Here is a 17,326-nt window from a genome sequence, read left to right on the forward strand (position 1 = left end):
GTCAGAGCAATTCCTGAATCAGCCAGATTGCGGCGGCGCCCAGCGCGCCGCCGAGGATCGCGGCGCCGGCGATCCAGCGTTTGAAGCCACCGGGCTTGGGTGGCTCAAAGTTGCTTTGCCGGACAAGAGCCGCCTCGACCAGATCCGGCAGGCGCGGACCGAAACGGGTCAGAACGCGCGCCGTGCGGCCCAGATCGCGCAGAACCGCTTTCGGGCCGATGGACTTGTTGATGTAATCCGACACGATCGGGCGCGCGACGGTCCAGATGTTGATCTGCGGGTTGAGCGACCGCGCGACCCCCTCGACCACGACCATCGTCCGTTGCAGCAAGATCAGCTCGGTCCGGGTTTCCATGCCGAAACGTTCGGTCACCTCGAAAAGATAGCTCAGCAGGCGCCCCATCGAGATCCGTGTCGCGTCCATGCCGAAGATCGGCTCGCCAACGGCGCGCAACGCGCGCGCGAATTCGTCGACGTCCTTGTCCATCGGCACGTAGCCGGCCTCGAAATGCACCTGCGCCACGCGCTTGTAATCGCGCCGGATGAACCCGAAGAGGATCTCGGCATAGACCCGGCGCGTGTACTCGTCGATATGGCCCATGATGCCGAAGTCGTAGGCGATGATGTTCCCGTTGGCTGCGACCTTGAGGTTGCCCTGATGCATGTCGGCGTGGAAATAACCGTCGCGCAGCGCGTGGCTGAGAAACAGGGTCAGCACGCGTTCGCTCAGCGCCACCCGGTCGTGCCCGGCAGCGTCGATGGCGGCATTGTCGCCCAGGGGAACGCCTTCGGCCCATTCCAGCGTCATCACGCGACGCGCGGAATGCTCCCATTTCACGGTCGGAAGCTGAAAGCCCTCGTCCTTCTCGGTATTGGCGGCGAATTCCGAGGCGGCAGAGGATTCGAGCCGCAGGTCCAACTCGCCGCGCACCACGCCGTCGAAATGCTCGATCACTTCCATCGGGCGCAGGCGCCGGGCGCCGGGCGCCAGCAGGTCGACAAGGCGCGCGGCAAGGTAGAAGGCGTCGATGTCCTTGCGGAACGCCTTTTCGATGTTCGGACGCAGCACCTTGACCGCGACCAGTTCACGGTTCTCGGCAAGCCGTGCCTTGTGGACCTGCGCGATCGAGGCGGCGGCGATGGGATCGGAGAACTCGGAGAAGATGACGTCGGTAGGCTGGCCCAGCTCGCGCTCGACTTCGGCCTTCGCCTGTTCTGTCGGAAATGGCGGCAGCTTGTCCTGCAGCACGCGCAGCTGGACCGACAACTCGTCGCCGACGATGTCGGGCCGGGTCGAGAGCACCTGCCCGAATTTGATGTAGGCGGGACCCAGCGCTGTCAGAGCCCGGGTCGCCGGCGGCATCGCCGGATCGCCGGAATATCCCAGCCACTTGAACGGCACGCCCAGCATCCGGGCGACGAAGCGCAGGGCCGGAGGGGCCTCGAAGGCGTCGAGAACGACGTTCATCGCGCCGGTGCGTTCCAGCGTCGCGCCGGTCCGGATCAGGCGCCAGATGTTGTGCGGACCGCGCATGTCAGAGTTTCCAGCCGGAATGCAACGCGGCGACACCCATGCTGAGGTTGCGGTACTTGGCGTTTTCGAACCCCGCTGCGCGCACCATCCCGAGGAAGGTCTCCTGGTCGGGGAAGTTGCGGATCGACTCGACGAGATACTGGTAGCTGTCGCGGTCGCGGGCCACGACCTCGCCCATGCGCGGGATCACGTTGAAGCTGTAAAGATCGTAGGCCTTCTGCAGCGCGGGGTTGGGAAGCTGGCTGAACTCCAGCACCATCAGCCGACCGCCGGGGCGCAGGACCCGGAACGCCTCGTTCAGCGCCTCCTGCGGCCGGGTCACGTTCCGGATGCCGAAGCTGATCGTGTAGACGTCGAAACTCGCGTCCTCGAAGGGCAGCGCCATCGCGTCCCCCGCCACCCAATCGAGGCTGTCGCCGAGTTCGGCCGCTTCGGCGCGCTTGCGACCCTCGTCCAGCATCGACTCGGTGAGGTCGAGCACGGTGGCGTGCCCGCTGCCCGCGCGGCGCAGGAACCGGAAGGAAATGTCGCCGGTGCCGCCGGCCACGTCGAGCAGCTTTTGGCCCGGGCGCGGTGCCAGCCAGTCGAGCATCGCATCTTTCCAGATCCGGTGGATGCCGAGGCTCATCAGGTCGTTCATGACGTCATAGCGGCTGGCGACCGAGCTGAAGACGCCGCGCACGCGCCCGGCCTTCTCGCCTTCCGGCACGGTCTCGAAGCCGAAATGCGTGGTGCTGTCTGTCTTGTCGCTCATGGGCTCTTGCGGTCCTTGCCGTTCGGACCTTTGTTATAGGCTGCGCGGGGGCATGCACAATGGACCCCTTGTCACAGGGCCAATCACGAGGGGGCCGATGCCCGAACTTCCAGAGGTCGAGACGGTCCGCCGCGGGCTGGCGCCGGTGATGGAGGGCGCCGCGATCGCGCGCGCCGAGGTCAATCGGCCGGACCTGCGCTGGCCGTTTCCGTCCGACATGGCCGCGCGCCTGACAGGGCAGACGGTCCTGCGGTTGCGGCGGCGCTCGAAGTACATCCTGGCCGACCTCGCCTCGGGCGAGACGCTGCTCATACACCTGGGCATGTCGGGCCGGATGCTCGTGTCTGGCGATCCGCTGGGCGTTTTCGCGCATGATCATCCGGCGCCGGAGAAACACGACCACGTGGTGCTGCATATGGACACCGGCGCCCGCATCACCTTCAACGACCCGCGCCGGTTTGGCGCGATGGACCTGGTGCCGACCGATGCCGCCGAGACCCACAGGCTGCTTGCCGGCCTCGGGCCTGAACCGCTGGGCAACGGCTTTGACGCGGCGCATCTGGTCGGGGCGTTCAAGGGGCGGCGCAGCCCGGTGAAGTCGGTACTTCTCGACCAGCGGGTCGTCGCGGGTCTCGGTAATATCTATGTCTGCGAGGCGCTCTTTCGCGCAAAAATCAGGCCGACGCGTCATGCCGGCCGAATTTCCGCCGGCCGGGTCGAGACACTTGTTCCGGTGATCAGAGACGTCTTGCGCGAAGCCATCGAGGCCGGTGGCTCTTCGCTGCGCGATTTCCGGCAAGCCGATGGAGAGCTTGGATATTTCCAGCATAGCTTCCACGTCTACGGGCGCGAGGACCAGCCCTGTCGCACGCCCGATTGCACCGCCAGCGTCGGCCGGATCGTGCAGTCGGGACGGTCCTCTTTCTTTTGCGCGCGGTGCCAAAGATAGGTTGAACAGGGGCGTTCGCGTGGTATTGCTGCGAACCTCATACCGAAGCAACCGCGAGCTTTTTCATGGCCTATGAAACGATCATCGTGGACGTGGACAACCATGTCGCCCTGATCACTCTGAACCGGCCGAGCGCCATGAACGCCCTGAACGACGAACTGCTCGGCGAGCTTGCCGAGGCGCTCGCCGCGGCGCAGGAGAACGAGAAGGTCCGCTGCATCGTTCTCACCGGCTCGGAAAAGGCCTTTGCTGCCGGGGCCGACATCGCGATGATGCGCGACAAGAGCTTCGTCGAAGCCTTCTCGGGCGATCTCTTCACCCCCGAAACCGAACAGATCATGCGCATCCGCAAGCCGATCATCGCGGCGGTGTCGGGCTACGCGCTGGGCGGGGGGTGCGAGCTTGCGATGATGTGCGACTTCATCATCTGCGCCGACAACGCCAAGTTCGGCCAGCCCGAGATCAATCTCGGGGTGGTTGCCGGGATCGGCGGCACCCAGCGCCTGACGCGGCTTGTCGGCAAGTCGAAGGCGATGGACATGCACCTGACGGGCCGCTTCATGGATGCCGCCGAGGCCGAGCGCTCGGGACTGGTCAGCCGCGTCGTGCCGGCAAAGAAGCTGATGGACGAGACGATGGCCGCGGCCCAGAAGATCGCCGAGAAGTCGATGATCACAGTGATGGTCGTCAAGGAGGCGGTGAACCGCGCCTACGAGGTGCCGCTGCGCGAAGGCCTGCTGTTCGAACGCCGCGTGTTCCATTCGCTGTTCGCGACCGAGGACCAGAAGGAGGGCATGTCGGCCTTCCTCGAAAAGCGCGAGGCGCAGTTCCGCGACAAGTGAGCGGGCGCGCGAGGCCGCGGTCGAATTGCGGTTTGCATTCCGCCGCAAACTCTCTATAGAGCGCCCGATACATGCGCGTGCAGCCCGCTCAGGCTAGAATCACCCAGGTCGTTTCCGACCGGACCGGGTTCGCATCGCGCGACCGAGACAACACGAACCCGAAGGTGATCGCACCATGGCAAATACGCCCCAGTCCAAGAAGCGCGCGCGTCAGAACGTCAAGCGCAACGACATCAACAAGGCGCGTCGTTCGCGCATCCGTACCCACCTGCGCAAGGTCGAGGAAGCCATCGCTTCCGGCGACAAGGACGCGGCCGCGGCGGCGCTCAAGGCAGCCCAGCCCGAGCTGATGCGCGGCGTCACCAAGGGCGTGTTCCACAAGAACACCGCTGCGCGCAAGATGTCGCGCCTGTCCTCGCGGGTGAAGTCGCTGGCCTGACCGGCACTTCCGAAAAGTTGACAAATGCTTAACTGAACGCCGCCCCGTGCGGCGTTCTTTTTCTTTCTATGGCCGATTTGCCACGGCCTTTCGGCGGCCGCAGATTCTTTTCTCAAAATGCAGAGTCAAGTTTGAAGTTCAGTTGCCGCTTCGCAGGCGAAGTTGGTACGAGTATCCAGCGATTCATTTCGCCTTGGGGGAACGGGCCCTGAAACCTTCCGTGTTGCGGCGGATCCAATCGGTTTCAGGGGCTGGGCGTCGCGGGACCCGCGACGATACAGTCTGCATGCGCCGGCCTTTGCCGGCATCATGCCCTGTCGAATGACTAGGTGCGGTCGGCACGATCTGCCGCGTGAACGGTCCGGAACTGGGCCGACGCGGCGGTCCTGAAGCCAACCTTGCGGTTTGTCCTTTTGGGGCAAAGCCGGCTTCTGCGGGGAGGCCGGGAAGGGAAGGTTTGTGCCGATGTCCGCGCCGGACGCCGATCCCGATACACGGGGGCGGTGTTGACATGGGAACGCTAGAGGAACGCGGTAAGGTTATGACGAAAGAACAATGGGGCCAGCTGCGGAAAAGGCTCCTGAAGACTGTAGGGCAGAACAACTACACCACCTGGATCGAGCCGATCGAGTTTCGCAGCCAGAAGGATGGCGTGGCTTTCTTCGACGTGCCGACGAACTTCCTCGGCAACTACGTCAGCCAGAACTTCGCGGACCTGATCCTGCACGAACTCAAATCCGAGGTGCCGGACGTCCGCCGGCTGACCTTTTCCGTTCCGGCGAACGTGCAGACCCAGCGCCCGGCGCCGGCCCCGGCAGAGGACACCGCAGCCGAGGCGAAACCCGCGGCAAACGGCGTTCTCAACACCGCGCCGCTGGACCAGCGCTTCACCTTCGACAGCTTTGTGGTCGGCAAGCCCAATGAGCTGGCCCATGCCGCCGCGCGCCGCGTGGCCGAAGGCGGCCCCGTGACCTTCAACCCGCTGTTCCTCTACGGCGGCGTAGGCCTGGGCAAGACGCACCTGATGCACGCGATCGCGCATGAACTGCAGCAGCGCAAGCCCGAGCTCAACGTGCTCTACCTCTCGGCTGAACAGTTCATGTACCGCTTCGTCCAGGCGCTGCGCGACCGCAAGATGATGGACTTCAAGGAGATCTTCCGCTCGGTCGACGTGCTGATGGTCGACGACGTCCAGTTCATCGCCGGCAAGGACAGCACGCAGGAAGAGTTCTTCCACACCTTCAACGCGCTGGTGGACCAGAACAAGCAGATCATCATCTCGGCCGATCGCGCGCCGGGCGAGATCAAGGACCTCGAGGACCGCGTGAAGTCGCGCCTGCAATGCGGGCTGATCGTGGACCTGCACCCGACCGACTACGAACTGCGGCTCGGCATCCTGCAAAGCAAGGTCGAGGCGCAGCGCGCCAATTACCCGGGGCTGGTGATCAAGGACGGCGTGCTGGAGTTTCTCGCGCATCGCATCTCGACCAACGTCCGGGTGCTCGAAGGGGCCCTGACCCGGCTTTTCGCTTTCGCCTCGCTGGTCGGGCGCGAGATCGACATGGAGCTTACACAGAACTGCCTCAGCGACGTACTGCGCGCTTCGGAGCGCAAGATCACCGTCGAAGAGATCCAGCGCAAGGTGTCGGACCATTACAACATCCGCCTCAGCGACATGATCGGTCCGAAGCGCCTGCGCAGCTATGCGCGGCCGCGGCAGGTGGCGATGTATCTGTGCAAGCAGCTGACCAGCCGCTCGTTGCCCGAGATCGGGCGCCGGTTCGGCGGGCGTGACCACACCACCGTCATGCATGGGGTCAAGCGCATCGAGGAGCTCAAGCAGAACGACGGCCAGATCGCCGAAGATCTGGAACTGCTGCGCAGGGCGCTCGAAGCCTGACGCCGGACGCGGCCCGCATCGCCGGGCCGCGCTTCCCTTCAGTCTCGCCGACCGCGCCCGGTAGTGGGCGGCCATGGTGTGCCCGTCCGCGCACACCTCCTCCCGACATGCCGGTTTTCGCGGCGCAACCGTGGGCGTGCCTTGACGCTCCGCCGAATAGCGCGGAGAAATCATGAAAACGCTTGTTAAGCCGTGGGAACGGGGTAATTTGCCCATCCCGGCAGACCGGAGGGATGAGGGCAAATGAAACTCAGCATCGAACGCGCGGCGCTACTGAAAGCCGTGGCCCAGGCGCAATCCGTGGTCGAACGGCGCAACACCATCCCGATCCTCGCCAACGTCCTGATCGAGGCCGAGGGCGACACCGTGTCGTTCCGGGCCACCGACCTCGACATCGAGGTGGTCGACAAGGCCCCGGCCCAGGTCGAGCGCGCGGGTGCGACGACGGTGTCCGCCACCACGCTGCACGAGATCGTGCGCAAGCTGCCCGACGGGGCGCTGGTGACGCTGACCGCCGACAGTGCGGTCGGGCGGCTTACTGTCGAGGCGGGCCGGTCGAACTTCTCGCTCGCGACCCTGCCGAAGGAAGACTTTCCGGTCATGGCAAGCTCGGAATACGCCTCGAACTTCTCGGCGCCCGCGCCGGTGCTGCGGCGGCTCTTCGACAAGTCCAAGTTCGCGATCTCGACGGAGGAGACGCGCTATTACCTCAACGGTGTCTACATGCATGTGGCGGATGCCGAAGACGGGCGGAGCCTGCGCTGCGTGGCGACCGATGGCCACCGGCTGGCGCGGATCGATGCCGACCTGCCCGAGGGGGCCGGCGAGATGCCCGGAGTGATCGTGCCGCGCAAGACCGTGGGCGAGCTGCGCAAGCTGCTCGAGGACGACGAGATGAAGATCGCCGTCTCGGTCTCCGAGACCAAGGTGCGGTTCGCGACCCCTGACATCACCCTGACCTCGAAGGTCATCGACGGGACGTTCCCGGATTACACACGGGTCATCCCGCAGGCCAACACCCGGCGGATGGAGGTCGACGCGAGCGATTTCGCGCGGGCCGTCGACCGGGTCGCCACGGTGAGCTCCGAACGGTCGCGCGCGGTCAAGCTGCAGCTCGACGAGGATCGTCTGGTGCTGTCGGTCAACGCGCCCGACAGCGGGGCGGCCGAGGAAGAACTGGCGGTGGCCTATGGCGACGAGCGGCTAGAGATCGGCTTCAATGCCAAGTACCTGCTCGAGATCGCAAGCCAGGTCGACCGCGAGAATGCGGTGTTCCTGTTCAACTCCTCCGGCGACCCGACCCTGATGCGCGAAGGCAACGACACGTCGGCAGTCTACGTGGTCATGCCGATGCGCGTGTGAAGCGGCCGGAATTTTGCAAAATTCCGGTCCGTTTTCTGGATCAGAAAACGGGTAGGGCGCCATGAGCCGCCTCTTCGTTTCCGACCTCGTGCTGTCCCACTTCCGGTCGCACCGGGTTGCGCGTCTCAGCGCTGACACGCGCCCCGTGGCGATCCACGGGCGTAACGGCGTGGGCAAGACCAACCTTCTCGAGGCGATCTCCCTTCTGTCCCCGGGCCGTGGCCTGCGCCGGGCCAGTGCCGAGGACATGACACGCCGGCCCGAGGCGCTGGGCTGGAAGGTGCAGGCGGTGGTCGCGGCACCGGACGGCGTCCACGAGGTCGAGATCTGGTCCGAGACCGGTGCCGCGCGGCAGGTCCGGCTGGACGGGAAGCCGGCGCCGCAGACCGCTTTGGGGCGGCTCTGCCGCGTGCTCTGGCTGATCCCGGCGATGGACCGGCTGTGGATCGAGGGCGCCGAGGGACGGCGGCGGTTTCTCGACCGCATGACGCTCAGCTTTGCGCCGTCGCATGCCGAGACCTCGATCGCGTATGAAAAAGCCATGCGAGAGCGCAACCGGCTGCTGAAGGACATGGTGCGCGATCCGGCCTGGTATGGCGCGCTCGAGGCCCGCATGGCCGAGACCGGGATCGCGATCCACGAGAACCGCGTCACGGCGCTGGAGCGCCTGCGCAGGGCGCAGGACGGGGCCGCGACCGCCTTTCCGGTGGCGGCGCTCGACCTCGTGCAGGCCGAGGCGGACATGCCGTGCAGCGTGGACGAACTGCGTGCGGCCCTGACGGACAATCGTTCGCGGGACATGGCCGCGGGTCGCAGCCTGATCGGACCGCACCGGTCCGACCTGCGGGGCACCTACGCCGAGAAGGACGTGGCGGCGCGCGACTGTTCCACCGGCGAGCAGAAGGCCTTGCTGGTCTCGCTGATCCTCGCCAATGCCCGGGCGCTGGCCGAGGACCTCGGCGCCGCGCCGATCCTGCTGCTCGACGAGGTCGCGGCCCATCTCGACCCCGACCGCCGTGCGGCGCTCTACGACGAGATCTGCGTTCTGGGCGCGCAGGCCTGGATGACCGGGACCGAGCCGCAGCTTTTCGACGCGCTGGGAGACCGTGCGCAGTATCTAGAGGTGACCGAGCGCGACGGCATCTCCGAGGTGGGGGCCGTCGCGTGACCGCGTCGGCCGCCGACCTGCTGTTGTATTCAGGGGCGTTGCTGATCCTGTTCCTGACGCCGGGGCCGGTCTGGCTGGCGATCACCGCGCGGGCGCTCTCGGGCGGCTTCGGCGCGGCCTGGCCCCTGGCGCTGGGCGTAAGCGTGGGCGACATTCTCTGGCCGCTGGTCGCCGTTCTGGGGATCAGCTGGATCCTGTCGGTCTTCGACACCTTCATGGCAGTGCTGCGCCTTGTCGCCTGCGGCGTCTTCATCGTCATGGGTTTGCAACTCATCCGCCACGCCAACGCGCGGATCGGGGCGGACAGCCGCCTGACCCGCCCCGGACGGTGGGCCGGGTTCGCGGCCGGGCTGGTCGCAATTCTCGGCAACCCGAAGGCCGTGCTGTTCTACATGGGCGTGCTGCCGGGGTTCTTCGACCTGCGCACGGTAAGCGTGCTGGACGTGATGGCGATCATCTTCTGTTCGGTCGCGATTCCGCTGGTCGGAAACCTCGCCGTTGCGGCACTTGTCGGGCATTTCCGCAGCGCCGTGACCGGGCGCGACACGATGCGGCGCATCAACCTTGTCTGCGGCGTTCTGCTGATCTGCGTCGGTCTGCTCATCCCCCTGCTGTGACACAAAATATTGTGTCTTCGGCGTGACAATCCCTGCCGGAAATCGTATAAATCGCGGACAATAAGAAGGTGAGACGGCATGTCCGAAAACGAGCGACGTCCCGAAGAATACGGCGCGGATTCCATCAAGGTTCTCAAGGGCTTGGAAGCTGTCCGCAAACGTCCGGGCATGTACATCGGCGATACCGACGACGGCTCGGGTCTGCACCACATGGTCTACGAGGTCGTGGACAACGGCATCGACGAGGCGCTGGCCGGTCATGCGGACTCCGTGACCGTCACGATCCACGAGGATTCCTCGGTTTCCGTCGCCGACAACGGGCGCGGAATCCCGGTCGGAATCCACGAGGGCGAGGGCGTTTCGGCGGCCGAGGTCATCATGACCCAACTGCATGCCGGCGGGAAGTTCGACAGCAACTCCTACAAGGTCTCGGGCGGCCTGCACGGCGTTGGCGTTTCGGTGGTCAACGCGCTCTCGGACTGGCTGGAACTGCGCATCTGGCGCGAGGGCAAGGAACACTACGCGCGCTTCGAGGGCGGGCATACGGTCGAGCACCTGCGCGTCGTCGGCGAGACCGAGCGCACCGGGACCGAGGTGCGTTTCATGGCCTCGACCGACACGTTTTCCAACCTCGACTATTCCTTCGAGACGCTGGAAAAGCGTCTGCGCGAACTCGCCTTCCTGAACTCGGGCGTGCGGATCATCCTGATCGACGAACGCCATGCCGAGACCCTGCAGACCGAACTTTTCTACGAGGGCGGCGTCAAGGAATTCGTGAAGTATCTCGACCGCCACAAGTCGTCCGTGATGCCCGAGCCGATCTTCATCACCGGCGAGCGCGACGACATCGGCGTCGAGGTGGCGATGTGGTGGAACGACAGCTACCACGAGAACGTATTGCCCTTCACCAACAACATCCCGCAGCGCGATGGCGGCACCCACATGGCGGGCTTTCGCGGGGCGCTGACGCGCACGATCAACAACTACGCCCAATCGAGCGGCATCGCCAAGAAGGAGAAGGTTCAGTTCTCGGGCGACGACGCGCGCGAGGGGCTGACCTGCGTGCTGTCGGTGAAGGTGCCGGATCCGAAATTCTCCAGCCAGACCAAGGACAAGCTGGTCTCGTCCGAGGTGCGCCCGGCGGTCGAGGGTCTGGTCAACGAGAAGCTCGCCGAGTGGTTCGAGGAGCATCCGAACGAGGCGCGCATCGTGGTTGGCAAGATCATCGAGGCCGCCCGCGCCCGCGAGGCGGCGCGCAAGGCGCGTGATCTGACGCGGCGCAAGACGGCGATGGACGTGAACTTCCTCGCCGGCAAGCTCAAGGACTGTTCCGAGAAGGATCCCTCCAAGACCGAGGTATTCCTTGTCGAGGGCGACAGCGCCGGCGGCTCCGCACAGACCGGGCGGGATCGTTCGACCCAGGCGATCCTGCCGCTCAAGGGCAAGATTCTCAACGTCGAGCGCGCGCGCTTCGATCGCATGCTGTCGAGCCAGGAGATCGGCAACCTCGTGATGGCGCTGGGCACCGGGATCGGGCGCGACGAGTTCAATCTCGACAAGCTGCGCTACCACAAGATCGTCATCATGACCGACGCCGACGTGGACGGCGCGCATATCCGCACGCTACTGCTGACCTTCTTCTACCGACAGATGCCGGAGCTGATCGAGCACGGGCACCTCTACATCGCGCAGCCGCCGCTCTACAAGGTGAGCCGCGGCAAGTCCGAGGTCTACCTCAAAGACCAGGCGGCGATGGAGGAATACCTGATCGACCAGGGCATCGAGGGCGCCATGCTGCGGCAGGGCAACGGCGAAGAGATCACCGGGCAGGACCTGCGCCGGGTCGTCGAGGAGGCGCGCCAGCTCAAGCGCGTGCTCGACGCCTTCCCGACGCATTACCCGCGCCACATCCTGGAACAGGCGGCCATTGCGGGGGCTTTCTCGCCGGGTGCGGTGGATGCCGACCTGCAGGGCGTGGCCGACAAGGTGGCGGCACGGCTGAACCTGATCGCGCTGGAATACGAACGCGGCTGGCAGGGCCGGATCACCCAGGACCACGGGATCCGCCTTGCGCGGATCCTGCGCGGGGTCGAGGAGGTCCGGACGCTCGACGGCAAGATCCTGCGCGGCGGCGAGGCCAAAAAGACCGGCAGCTTCACCAAGGCGTTGCAGGACGTCTACGGCCTGCCCGCGTCCCTGCATCGCAAGGATCGCAGCCAGGTCATCCACGGGCCTGTCGGTCTGCTCGAGGCGATCCTCGAGGAAGGCGAGAAGGGCCTGACGCTGCAGCGCTACAAGGGGCTGGGCGAGATGAACCCGGATCAGCTTTGGGAAACCACGCTCGACCCGGACGCGCGCACCCTTCTGCAGGTCAAGATCGACGACGTGGCCGAGGCCGACGATCTTTTCACGAAGCTGATGGGCGACGTGGTCGAACCGCGCCGCGAATTCATCCAGAAAAACGCGCTGAGCGTGGAAAACCTCGATTTCTGATGTCGCTTCCCCGCCCGGCGCTGTCCGCGCCGGGTGCCGCCCAGCGCTCGGTTTCCAACTGCTACCCGTGACAATCCGGCCGGTCCCGGTGGCGGGATGAATTGTGCGGTCTTGCGGGAACTTCAGTCACGAAACCGGAGCGGCCTTGCATCCTCATGCGCATTGTTGAGCGAGAGCGAAACTTCGTCTAATTGTGTTGGCGTGGGGGCAATCAACTTTTGCTTGTCCGGATCGAAATCGGCAGCGGACGTACAAGGCGGTATCGCTCCTGACCGACAAGCGGAAAGACCTCATGGCGACAGACGCGGACCTGATGGCAACCCTCCACCCCGCGGCGCCGCATCACCTGCCATCGTTCATCACTATGCCCGGGTCCGGAGACTGGCTTCTGACTTCGATGGGGGTCTTTCTGGTGATCATCGTGGTCGGGATCGGCGTGATCTACCTGAAGCTTCACGCGCTGCCCGAACACATGGCGCATCGCGGGCAGAAAGTTCAGTATGAAATCGTCGCCGTGCTCGCGCTGCTGGCGCTGTTCACGCATAATCACGCGTTCTGGATCGTCGGGCTGCTGCTGGCGCTAGTGCCTATTCCCGACTTCTCGACCCCGATCAACCTGATGGCCGCGTCGCTGGGCCGGATGTCCGGGCTGACGCCGCAGGACGCTCCGCCGACGGATGAGGCCGACCGGTCCGGGCCGCAGGAGCGCTGAGCCATGCTTGAATTCCTGCTCTGTTCCAGCATCACCATCCTGCCCGACTTCCTGTTCCGCCGCTTTGTGCAGGGCAAACGGGTGGGGCGGGAAATCAACCTGTTCACGGTCTGGTACGAGCTGCGCTGGGGTATCACCCTGTGCGTCATGCTGACGGTCTGCCTGATTACGGCGGTCTTCTACTTCCACCCCTCGACCAAGTCGGCCAACTCGATCTTCCGCACGATGACCATCCTGCCGGAAAGCAACGGACGGGTTGCCGAGACCTTCGTCGAGATCAACCAGCAGGTCGAACGGGGCCAGCCGCTGTTCCGTCTCGACGATCTGGAACAACGCGCTGCGGTCGAAACCGCGACACGGCGTATCGCCGAGATCGACGCCCAGGCGCGCGTCGCCGCCTCCCAGCTCAAGGAAGCGGAAGGCCGGATCGAACAGGCGCAGGGCGTGCTCAGACAGGCGCAGGACGAGTACGAGACGCGCAACGCCCTGTTCCAGAAAGGAAACACGACGGTGTCCGGGCGCGAAGTCGAGCGGGCGCTGGTGCAGGTCGAAACGCAGCAGGGCGCGGTCGACGCCGCCGTCGCCGCGCGCGACACGATCCAGGCAGAGATCGATTTCCACCTGCCGTCGCGCAAGGCCCGCGCCGAGGCGGAACTGCACCAGGCGCAGGTCCAGCTCGACAAGACGCTCGTGGTCGCGGGCACCGACGGCTACGTCCAGCAGTTCTCGCTGCGTCCCGGTGACGTGGTGAACCCGATGCTGCGACCGGCCGGCATCCTCGTTCCGATGCGCAACGTGACCGGGCTCGCCGCCGGGTTCGGCCAGATTGAGAGCCAGGTCATCAAGCCCGGAATGATCGGCGAGATCGCCTGCGCGTCGCGGCCGTGGGAGATCATTCCGGTGGTGGTCACCCAGGTTCAGGACGTCATCGCGTCCGGACAGGTGCGTCCGACCGACCAGCTTTTCGACATCTCGCAGATGCCGACCACGGGCACCATCACGGTCATTCTCGAACCGCTGGTCGAAGGCGGTCTCGACGGGCTGCCGCAAGGCGCAAGCTGCATCGCGAACACCTATACCAGCAACCACGACCTGCTTGACGACCCGGAGATCGGCACGGGGCGCAAGGTCGTGCTTCATGCCATCGACGCGGTCGGCCTTGTCCACGCGGCCATCCTGCGCATCCAGGCGATCCTGATGCCGATCCAGACCCTTGTGCTCGGCGGGCATTGATCGACTACGGCCAGACACGCCGGACCTTTCGGCACCGGAAAGGACCGGGCGCGACGCCACGCCTCTCATGCCCCCCGGTCGCGGTGATCCTGTCCGTGATGACGCGCTTGCAAACTGCACGGCACGACCGTCTCGGCACCGTCCCGCGCACGAACGATTAGGAGAGCGCCATGTATGACCAGCTCGCTGTCCTCGCCACTTTCGTGTTCCTTTACAGCCTCGTGTCGAAAAGTCTCGAGCAAACCGTCGTCTCGGGACCGATGATCTTCGTCACCGCAGGTTTCCTGATGGGGCCATCGGCGCTGGGCTGGTTTCCCGGCGACAACCCCGACACGCTGATGAGAATACTTGCCGACCTGACGCTGGCGCTGTTTCTGTTCATCGATGCAGCCAACGCGAACCTGCGTGTCCTGAGGGAACGCTACACGATCCCGGGCCGGATGCTGCTGATCGGACTGCCGGGCGCGATCCTGCTGGGCTTTCTTGCCGCCCTTGCGCTGTTCGGAAGCCTCAGCGTCTATGAGGCCGCGATTCTGGCGACCATGCTGGCGGCGACGGATGCCGCGCTTGGCAAGGCGGTGGTCACCAACCCTGACGTGCCGTCGCGCCTGCGCGAGGGTCTGAACGTCGAGAGTGGCCTCAATGACGGGCTCTGCGTCCCGATCCTGTTCCTGTTCATCGCCCTCGAGATGGGCACCAGCGCGGGGCGCGGCCACGGGCTGACGCTTCTTGTGAAGGAGCTGGGCATCGGGCTTGTGGTGGGTGCGGGACTGAGCCTCATCGGCGGCGGCTTGCTGCGCGTCTGCGGGAAACGGGGCTTGGTTTCGGAGACCTGGGTGCAGATGACCACGGTGGCGCTGGCCTTGGCCTGCTTTGCCACCGCCCAGAGCCTGCACGGCAGCGGCTATATCGCCGCTTTTGCCGGCGGCATGATCTTCGGGTTCATCGCCGGCGACAGTACTCACCGGCTGGTCCACGCCGCCGAAGCCATTGGCGAAACGCTGGCGCTGCTGACCTGGCTCCTGTTTGGTGTCGTCGTGCTCGGCCCGCTGATCGACAAGGCGACGTGGGCCGTCGTTCTTTACGCCCTGCTCAGCCTGACAGTGGTCCGGGTTCTGCCCAACGTTCTCGCCCTCAGGGGCACCGGCGAGCCGATGTCGACCCGGCTGTTTCTGGGCTGGTTCGGTCCGCGCGGACTGGCCAGCATCGTCTTTGTGATCATCGTGCTGCAGGCCGGCGTGCCGAACGGAGAGACGATGGCGTTGACTGTCGCCTGCACCGTTCTGTTCAGCCTCGTCCTGCACGGCGCGACCGCCAATCCGCTCGGGGCCTGGATTGCCCGGAAAGATGCCGGTGATCCTTGACCTGTCCGAACCGCGGTAGCGGATCGAAGAGGACCGTGGGGCGCGCGGCCTGCGGCGTTATCGCGGGGCGAATCGCACATACGGTCCTAGATGGTCCCGGCAAAACTGCTATAAACCTCCGCAAACCTAAAAGGGGGGGCAGGACACCATGAACAATCGTTTGCGCAAGATCACCATCGTCGGGGGCGGCACCGCCGGATGGATGACCGCGCTGATCCTCGACACCGAGTTCGCGCGCAGTTCGGCACCCAAGGATCGCCCGCACATTTGCCTGATCGAAAGCCCCAACATCGCAACCGTCGGTGTCGGCGAGGCCACGGTTCCGCACATGCCCCGCACGATCCGCAAGGCGGGCATCTCCGAGCGGGATTTCTTCCGCGAAACCAACGCCTCGTTCAAGCTGGGCGTGAAGTTCTGCAATTGGAACAAGGACGCCAAGGGCAACCGCATCGACTACGTCAATCCTTTCGCCCATGGCCAGATGCTCGAGGGGCTGGAGGCCGCTGAATACTTCCTGCGCTTCGGCAACGGAGACCGGGACTTCACGCAATCGGTGGCACCGCATGACGACCTCGGCCGGCTGTGCAAGGGCGCGCGAATGCTGGGGCAACCCGAGTTCGAGCAGCGCTTCGGATACGCCTATCACCTCGATGCGGTGAAGTTCGCGGGCATGCTTGCCCGGGTCTGCAGAAAGCGCGGCGTCGAGCATATCCAGGACGAGGTGCAATCGGTCGAACTCGACGAACAGGGCAACGTCAGCCACCTGATGCTGGAACGTGCCGGTCGCCACGACATCGAGATGGTCGTGGACTGCACCGGCTTCCGCGGCCTGATCATCAATCAGGCGCTGGGAGAGCCGTTCCGGGACTACTCCGACTACCTGCCCAACGACCGGGCCATGGCCTTGCAGATCGAGCATCCCGATCCCGAAAAGATCGAAAGCCTTACCCGCTCGACGGCGCTCGGCGCGGGTTGGACATGGCGGGTGCCGCTCTACAATCGCGTCGGAACCGGCTACGTCTTCTCGTCGGCGCACCGTACCGACGACCAGGCGGCGGACGAATACCTTGAATGGCTTGGTGACAGCGGCAAGGGGGCGACACCGCGGGTGATCCCGATGCGCATCGGGCGCGTGCGCAACGCCTGGGTCAAGAACTGCGTGGCCATCGGTCTTGCGGGGGGGTTCATCGAGCCGCTTGAAAGCACGGCGATCCACATGGTCGATCACGCGGTGCGCTGGTTCGCCGAACACCTGCCGACGCGGGACATCTCGCCGACGCTCCGGAACAGGTACAACCGTCAGATCAACAAGCTCTACGACGAGGTTCTGGATTTCATCTGCCTGCACTACCGGCTGGGCAACCGCACCGACGACCAATACTGGATCGACGCGCGCACCGAGATGAAGCTGCCGGACCGGCTGGCCGAGAACCTCGAGCTGTGGCAGCACCGCCTGCCGCTCGATCACGACATCGAGTTCGCGACCCTGTTCGATTTCCGCGTCTACCAGACGGTCCTACTGGGCAAGCAGGTCTACGACACCGGCTACGGACCGGGCATCCGCGACCGGCTGCGACCGCTGAAAAAGCCGATCTGGTTCAAGTACTGGAAGGGCGCGCGCGAGGATCTCGCCCGCATCCTCAAGGCGATGCCGGACCACAAGACGCTGCTGCGCGACATCCGCGGCGAGCTCGAGCAACCGGTTTTCGGCATGGCGGCCGCCATGAAGCCGACCGTCCCGTTGCCTGGCACCGCCCCGGCTCCGGTGTCGATCCAGAACATGCCGAATTTCGCCGAGATCCAGAGCGGCGCGAAGGACCTGCAGCTTTTCTAGGACCAGGCGACGGGGCCGCTAGACCACGGCGGCCCCGCCCGCGCCGACAAGGCGAGCTTTCGGCATTGGCCTTACAAATGCTGCGGGCCTGATGTCCGGGTGTGGCTAGGCGCGCCGATACATCT

General features: G+C 65.2%; 14 protein-coding genes. 12 read left to right on the forward strand and 2 right to left on the reverse strand.

Features of this window, described 5'->3' with window-relative positions:
• Position 1 precedes the first annotated feature (1 nt).
• Entirely contained in the window at positions 2–1,534 is a 1,533-nt protein-coding gene (gene ubiB, locus R5H30_RS09265) for a 2-polyprenylphenol 6-hydroxylase (protein ID WP_318327976.1), read from the reverse strand.
• Between the two features lies 1 nt (position 1,535).
• Complete coding sequence (gene ubiE, locus R5H30_RS09270; protein ID WP_318327977.1) at positions 1,536–2,288, reverse strand: bifunctional demethylmenaquinone methyltransferase/2-methoxy-6-polyprenyl-1,4-benzoquinol methylase UbiE; 753 nt, start codon at positions 2,286–2,288, stop codon at positions 1,536–1,538.
• A 97-nt stretch (positions 2,289–2,385) separates the two neighbouring features.
• Here ubiE and mutM point away from each other — a divergent pair, with 97 nt between their 5' ends.
• The 12 genes from mutM to R5H30_RS09330 all read left to right on the forward strand — a co-directional run bounded on the left by mutM (position 2,386) and on the right by R5H30_RS09330 (position 17,201).
• Positions 2,386–3,237, forward strand: coding sequence for a bifunctional DNA-formamidopyrimidine glycosylase/DNA-(apurinic or apyrimidinic site) lyase (gene mutM, locus R5H30_RS09275; RefSeq protein ID WP_318327978.1), 852 nt, complete (start codon positions 2,386–2,388; stop codon positions 3,235–3,237).
• A 65-nt stretch (positions 3,238–3,302) separates the two neighbouring features.
• Complete coding sequence (locus R5H30_RS09280) at positions 3,303–4,079, forward strand: enoyl-CoA hydratase (RefSeq protein ID WP_318327979.1); 777 nt, start codon at positions 3,303–3,305, stop codon at positions 4,077–4,079.
• A 175-nt stretch (positions 4,080–4,254) separates the two neighbouring features.
• Positions 4,255–4,518, forward strand: a complete 264-nt coding sequence (rpsT, locus tag R5H30_RS09285) for a 30S ribosomal protein S20 (protein ID WP_318327980.1) — start codon at positions 4,255–4,257, stop codon at positions 4,516–4,518.
• Positions 4,519–5,059: 541 nt separating this feature from the next.
• Positions 5,060–6,418 (forward strand): chromosomal replication initiator protein DnaA, encoded by a 1,359-nt coding sequence (gene dnaA, locus R5H30_RS09290; RefSeq protein WP_318327982.1) that lies wholly within the window; start codon positions 5,060–5,062, stop codon positions 6,416–6,418.
• Positions 6,419–6,661: 243 nt separating this feature from the next.
• Entirely contained in the window at positions 6,662–7,780 is a 1,119-nt protein-coding gene (dnaN, locus tag R5H30_RS09295) for a DNA polymerase III subunit beta (protein ID WP_318327983.1), read from the forward strand.
• Positions 7,781–7,841: 61 nt separating this feature from the next.
• The gene (recF, locus tag R5H30_RS09300) at positions 7,842–8,948 is read left to right on the forward strand and encodes a DNA replication/repair protein RecF (protein WP_318327984.1); all 1,107 of its coding nucleotides are present in this window, start codon (positions 7,842–7,844) and stop codon (positions 8,946–8,948) included.
• Entirely contained in the window at positions 8,945–9,565 is a 621-nt protein-coding gene (locus tag R5H30_RS09305; RefSeq protein ID WP_318327985.1) for a LysE family translocator, read from the forward strand. Before recF ends, R5H30_RS09305 begins: the two co-directional genes overlap by 4 nt.
• 78 nt (positions 9,566–9,643) lie before the next feature.
• Positions 9,644–12,058 (forward strand): DNA topoisomerase (ATP-hydrolyzing) subunit B, encoded by a 2,415-nt coding sequence (gyrB, locus tag R5H30_RS09310; protein WP_318327986.1) that lies wholly within the window; start codon positions 9,644–9,646, stop codon positions 12,056–12,058.
• A 292-nt stretch (positions 12,059–12,350) separates the two neighbouring features.
• The gene (locus tag R5H30_RS09315) at positions 12,351–12,770 is read left to right on the forward strand and encodes a hypothetical protein (protein ID WP_318327987.1); all 420 of its coding nucleotides are present in this window, start codon (positions 12,351–12,353) and stop codon (positions 12,768–12,770) included.
• A 3-nt stretch (positions 12,771–12,773) separates the two neighbouring features.
• Positions 12,774–14,003, forward strand: a complete 1,230-nt coding sequence (locus tag R5H30_RS09320; protein ID WP_318327988.1) for an HlyD family secretion protein — start codon at positions 12,774–12,776, stop codon at positions 14,001–14,003.
• Positions 14,004–14,173: 170 nt separating this feature from the next.
• Positions 14,174–15,367, forward strand: a complete 1,194-nt coding sequence (locus R5H30_RS09325) for a cation:proton antiporter (RefSeq protein WP_318327989.1) — start codon at positions 14,174–14,176, stop codon at positions 15,365–15,367.
• A gap of 148 nt (positions 15,368–15,515) precedes the next feature.
• On the forward strand, positions 15,516–17,201 hold the full coding sequence (locus R5H30_RS09330; protein ID WP_318327990.1) for a tryptophan halogenase family protein: 1,686 nt from the start codon (positions 15,516–15,518) through the stop codon (positions 17,199–17,201).
• Positions 17,202–17,326: the final 125 nt, after the last annotated feature.

The organism is Roseobacter sp. FCG-D35 (assembly GCF_033436665.1).
Classification (GTDB): domain Bacteria; phylum Pseudomonadota; class Alphaproteobacteria; order Rhodobacterales; family Rhodobacteraceae; genus JAWQFO01.

What these genes read in the sequence shown, in the direction of transcription:
- recF (WP_318327984.1), top strand. Translation starts at nt 7,842, where the DNA reads ATGAGCCGCCTCTTCGTTTCCGACCTCGTGCTGTCCCACTTCCGGTCG.
- R5H30_RS09315 (WP_318327987.1), top strand. Translation starts at nt 12,351, where the DNA reads ATGGCGACAGACGCGGACCTGATGGCAACCCTCCACCCCGCGGCGCCG.
- R5H30_RS09325 (WP_318327989.1), top strand. Translation starts at nt 14,174, where the DNA reads ATGTATGACCAGCTCGCTGTCCTCGCCACTTTCGTGTTCCTTTACAGC.
- rpsT (WP_318327980.1), top strand. Translation starts at nt 4,255, where the DNA reads ATGGCAAATACGCCCCAGTCCAAGAAGCGCGCGCGTCAGAACGTCAAG.
- mutM (WP_318327978.1), top strand. Translation starts at nt 2,386, where the DNA reads ATGCCCGAACTTCCAGAGGTCGAGACGGTCCGCCGCGGGCTGGCGCCG.
- gyrB (WP_318327986.1), top strand. Translation starts at nt 9,644, where the DNA reads ATGTCCGAAAACGAGCGACGTCCCGAAGAATACGGCGCGGATTCCATC.
- dnaN (WP_318327983.1), top strand. Translation starts at nt 6,662, where the DNA reads ATGAAACTCAGCATCGAACGCGCGGCGCTACTGAAAGCCGTGGCCCAG.
- R5H30_RS09320 (WP_318327988.1), top strand. Translation starts at nt 12,774, where the DNA reads ATGCTTGAATTCCTGCTCTGTTCCAGCATCACCATCCTGCCCGACTTC.
- ubiE (WP_318327977.1), bottom strand. Translation starts at nt 2,288, where the DNA reads ATGAGCGACAAGACAGACAGCACCACGCATTTCGGCTTCGAGACCGTG.
- R5H30_RS09280 (WP_318327979.1), top strand. Translation starts at nt 3,303, where the DNA reads ATGGCCTATGAAACGATCATCGTGGACGTGGACAACCATGTCGCCCTG.
- ubiB (WP_318327976.1), bottom strand. Translation starts at nt 1,534, where the DNA reads ATGCGCGGTCCGCACAACATCTGGCGCCTGATCCGGACCGGCGCGACG.
- R5H30_RS09330 (WP_318327990.1), top strand. Translation starts at nt 15,516, where the DNA reads ATGAACAATCGTTTGCGCAAGATCACCATCGTCGGGGGCGGCACCGCC.
- dnaA (WP_318327982.1), top strand. Translation starts at nt 5,060, where the DNA reads ATGACGAAAGAACAATGGGGCCAGCTGCGGAAAAGGCTCCTGAAGACT.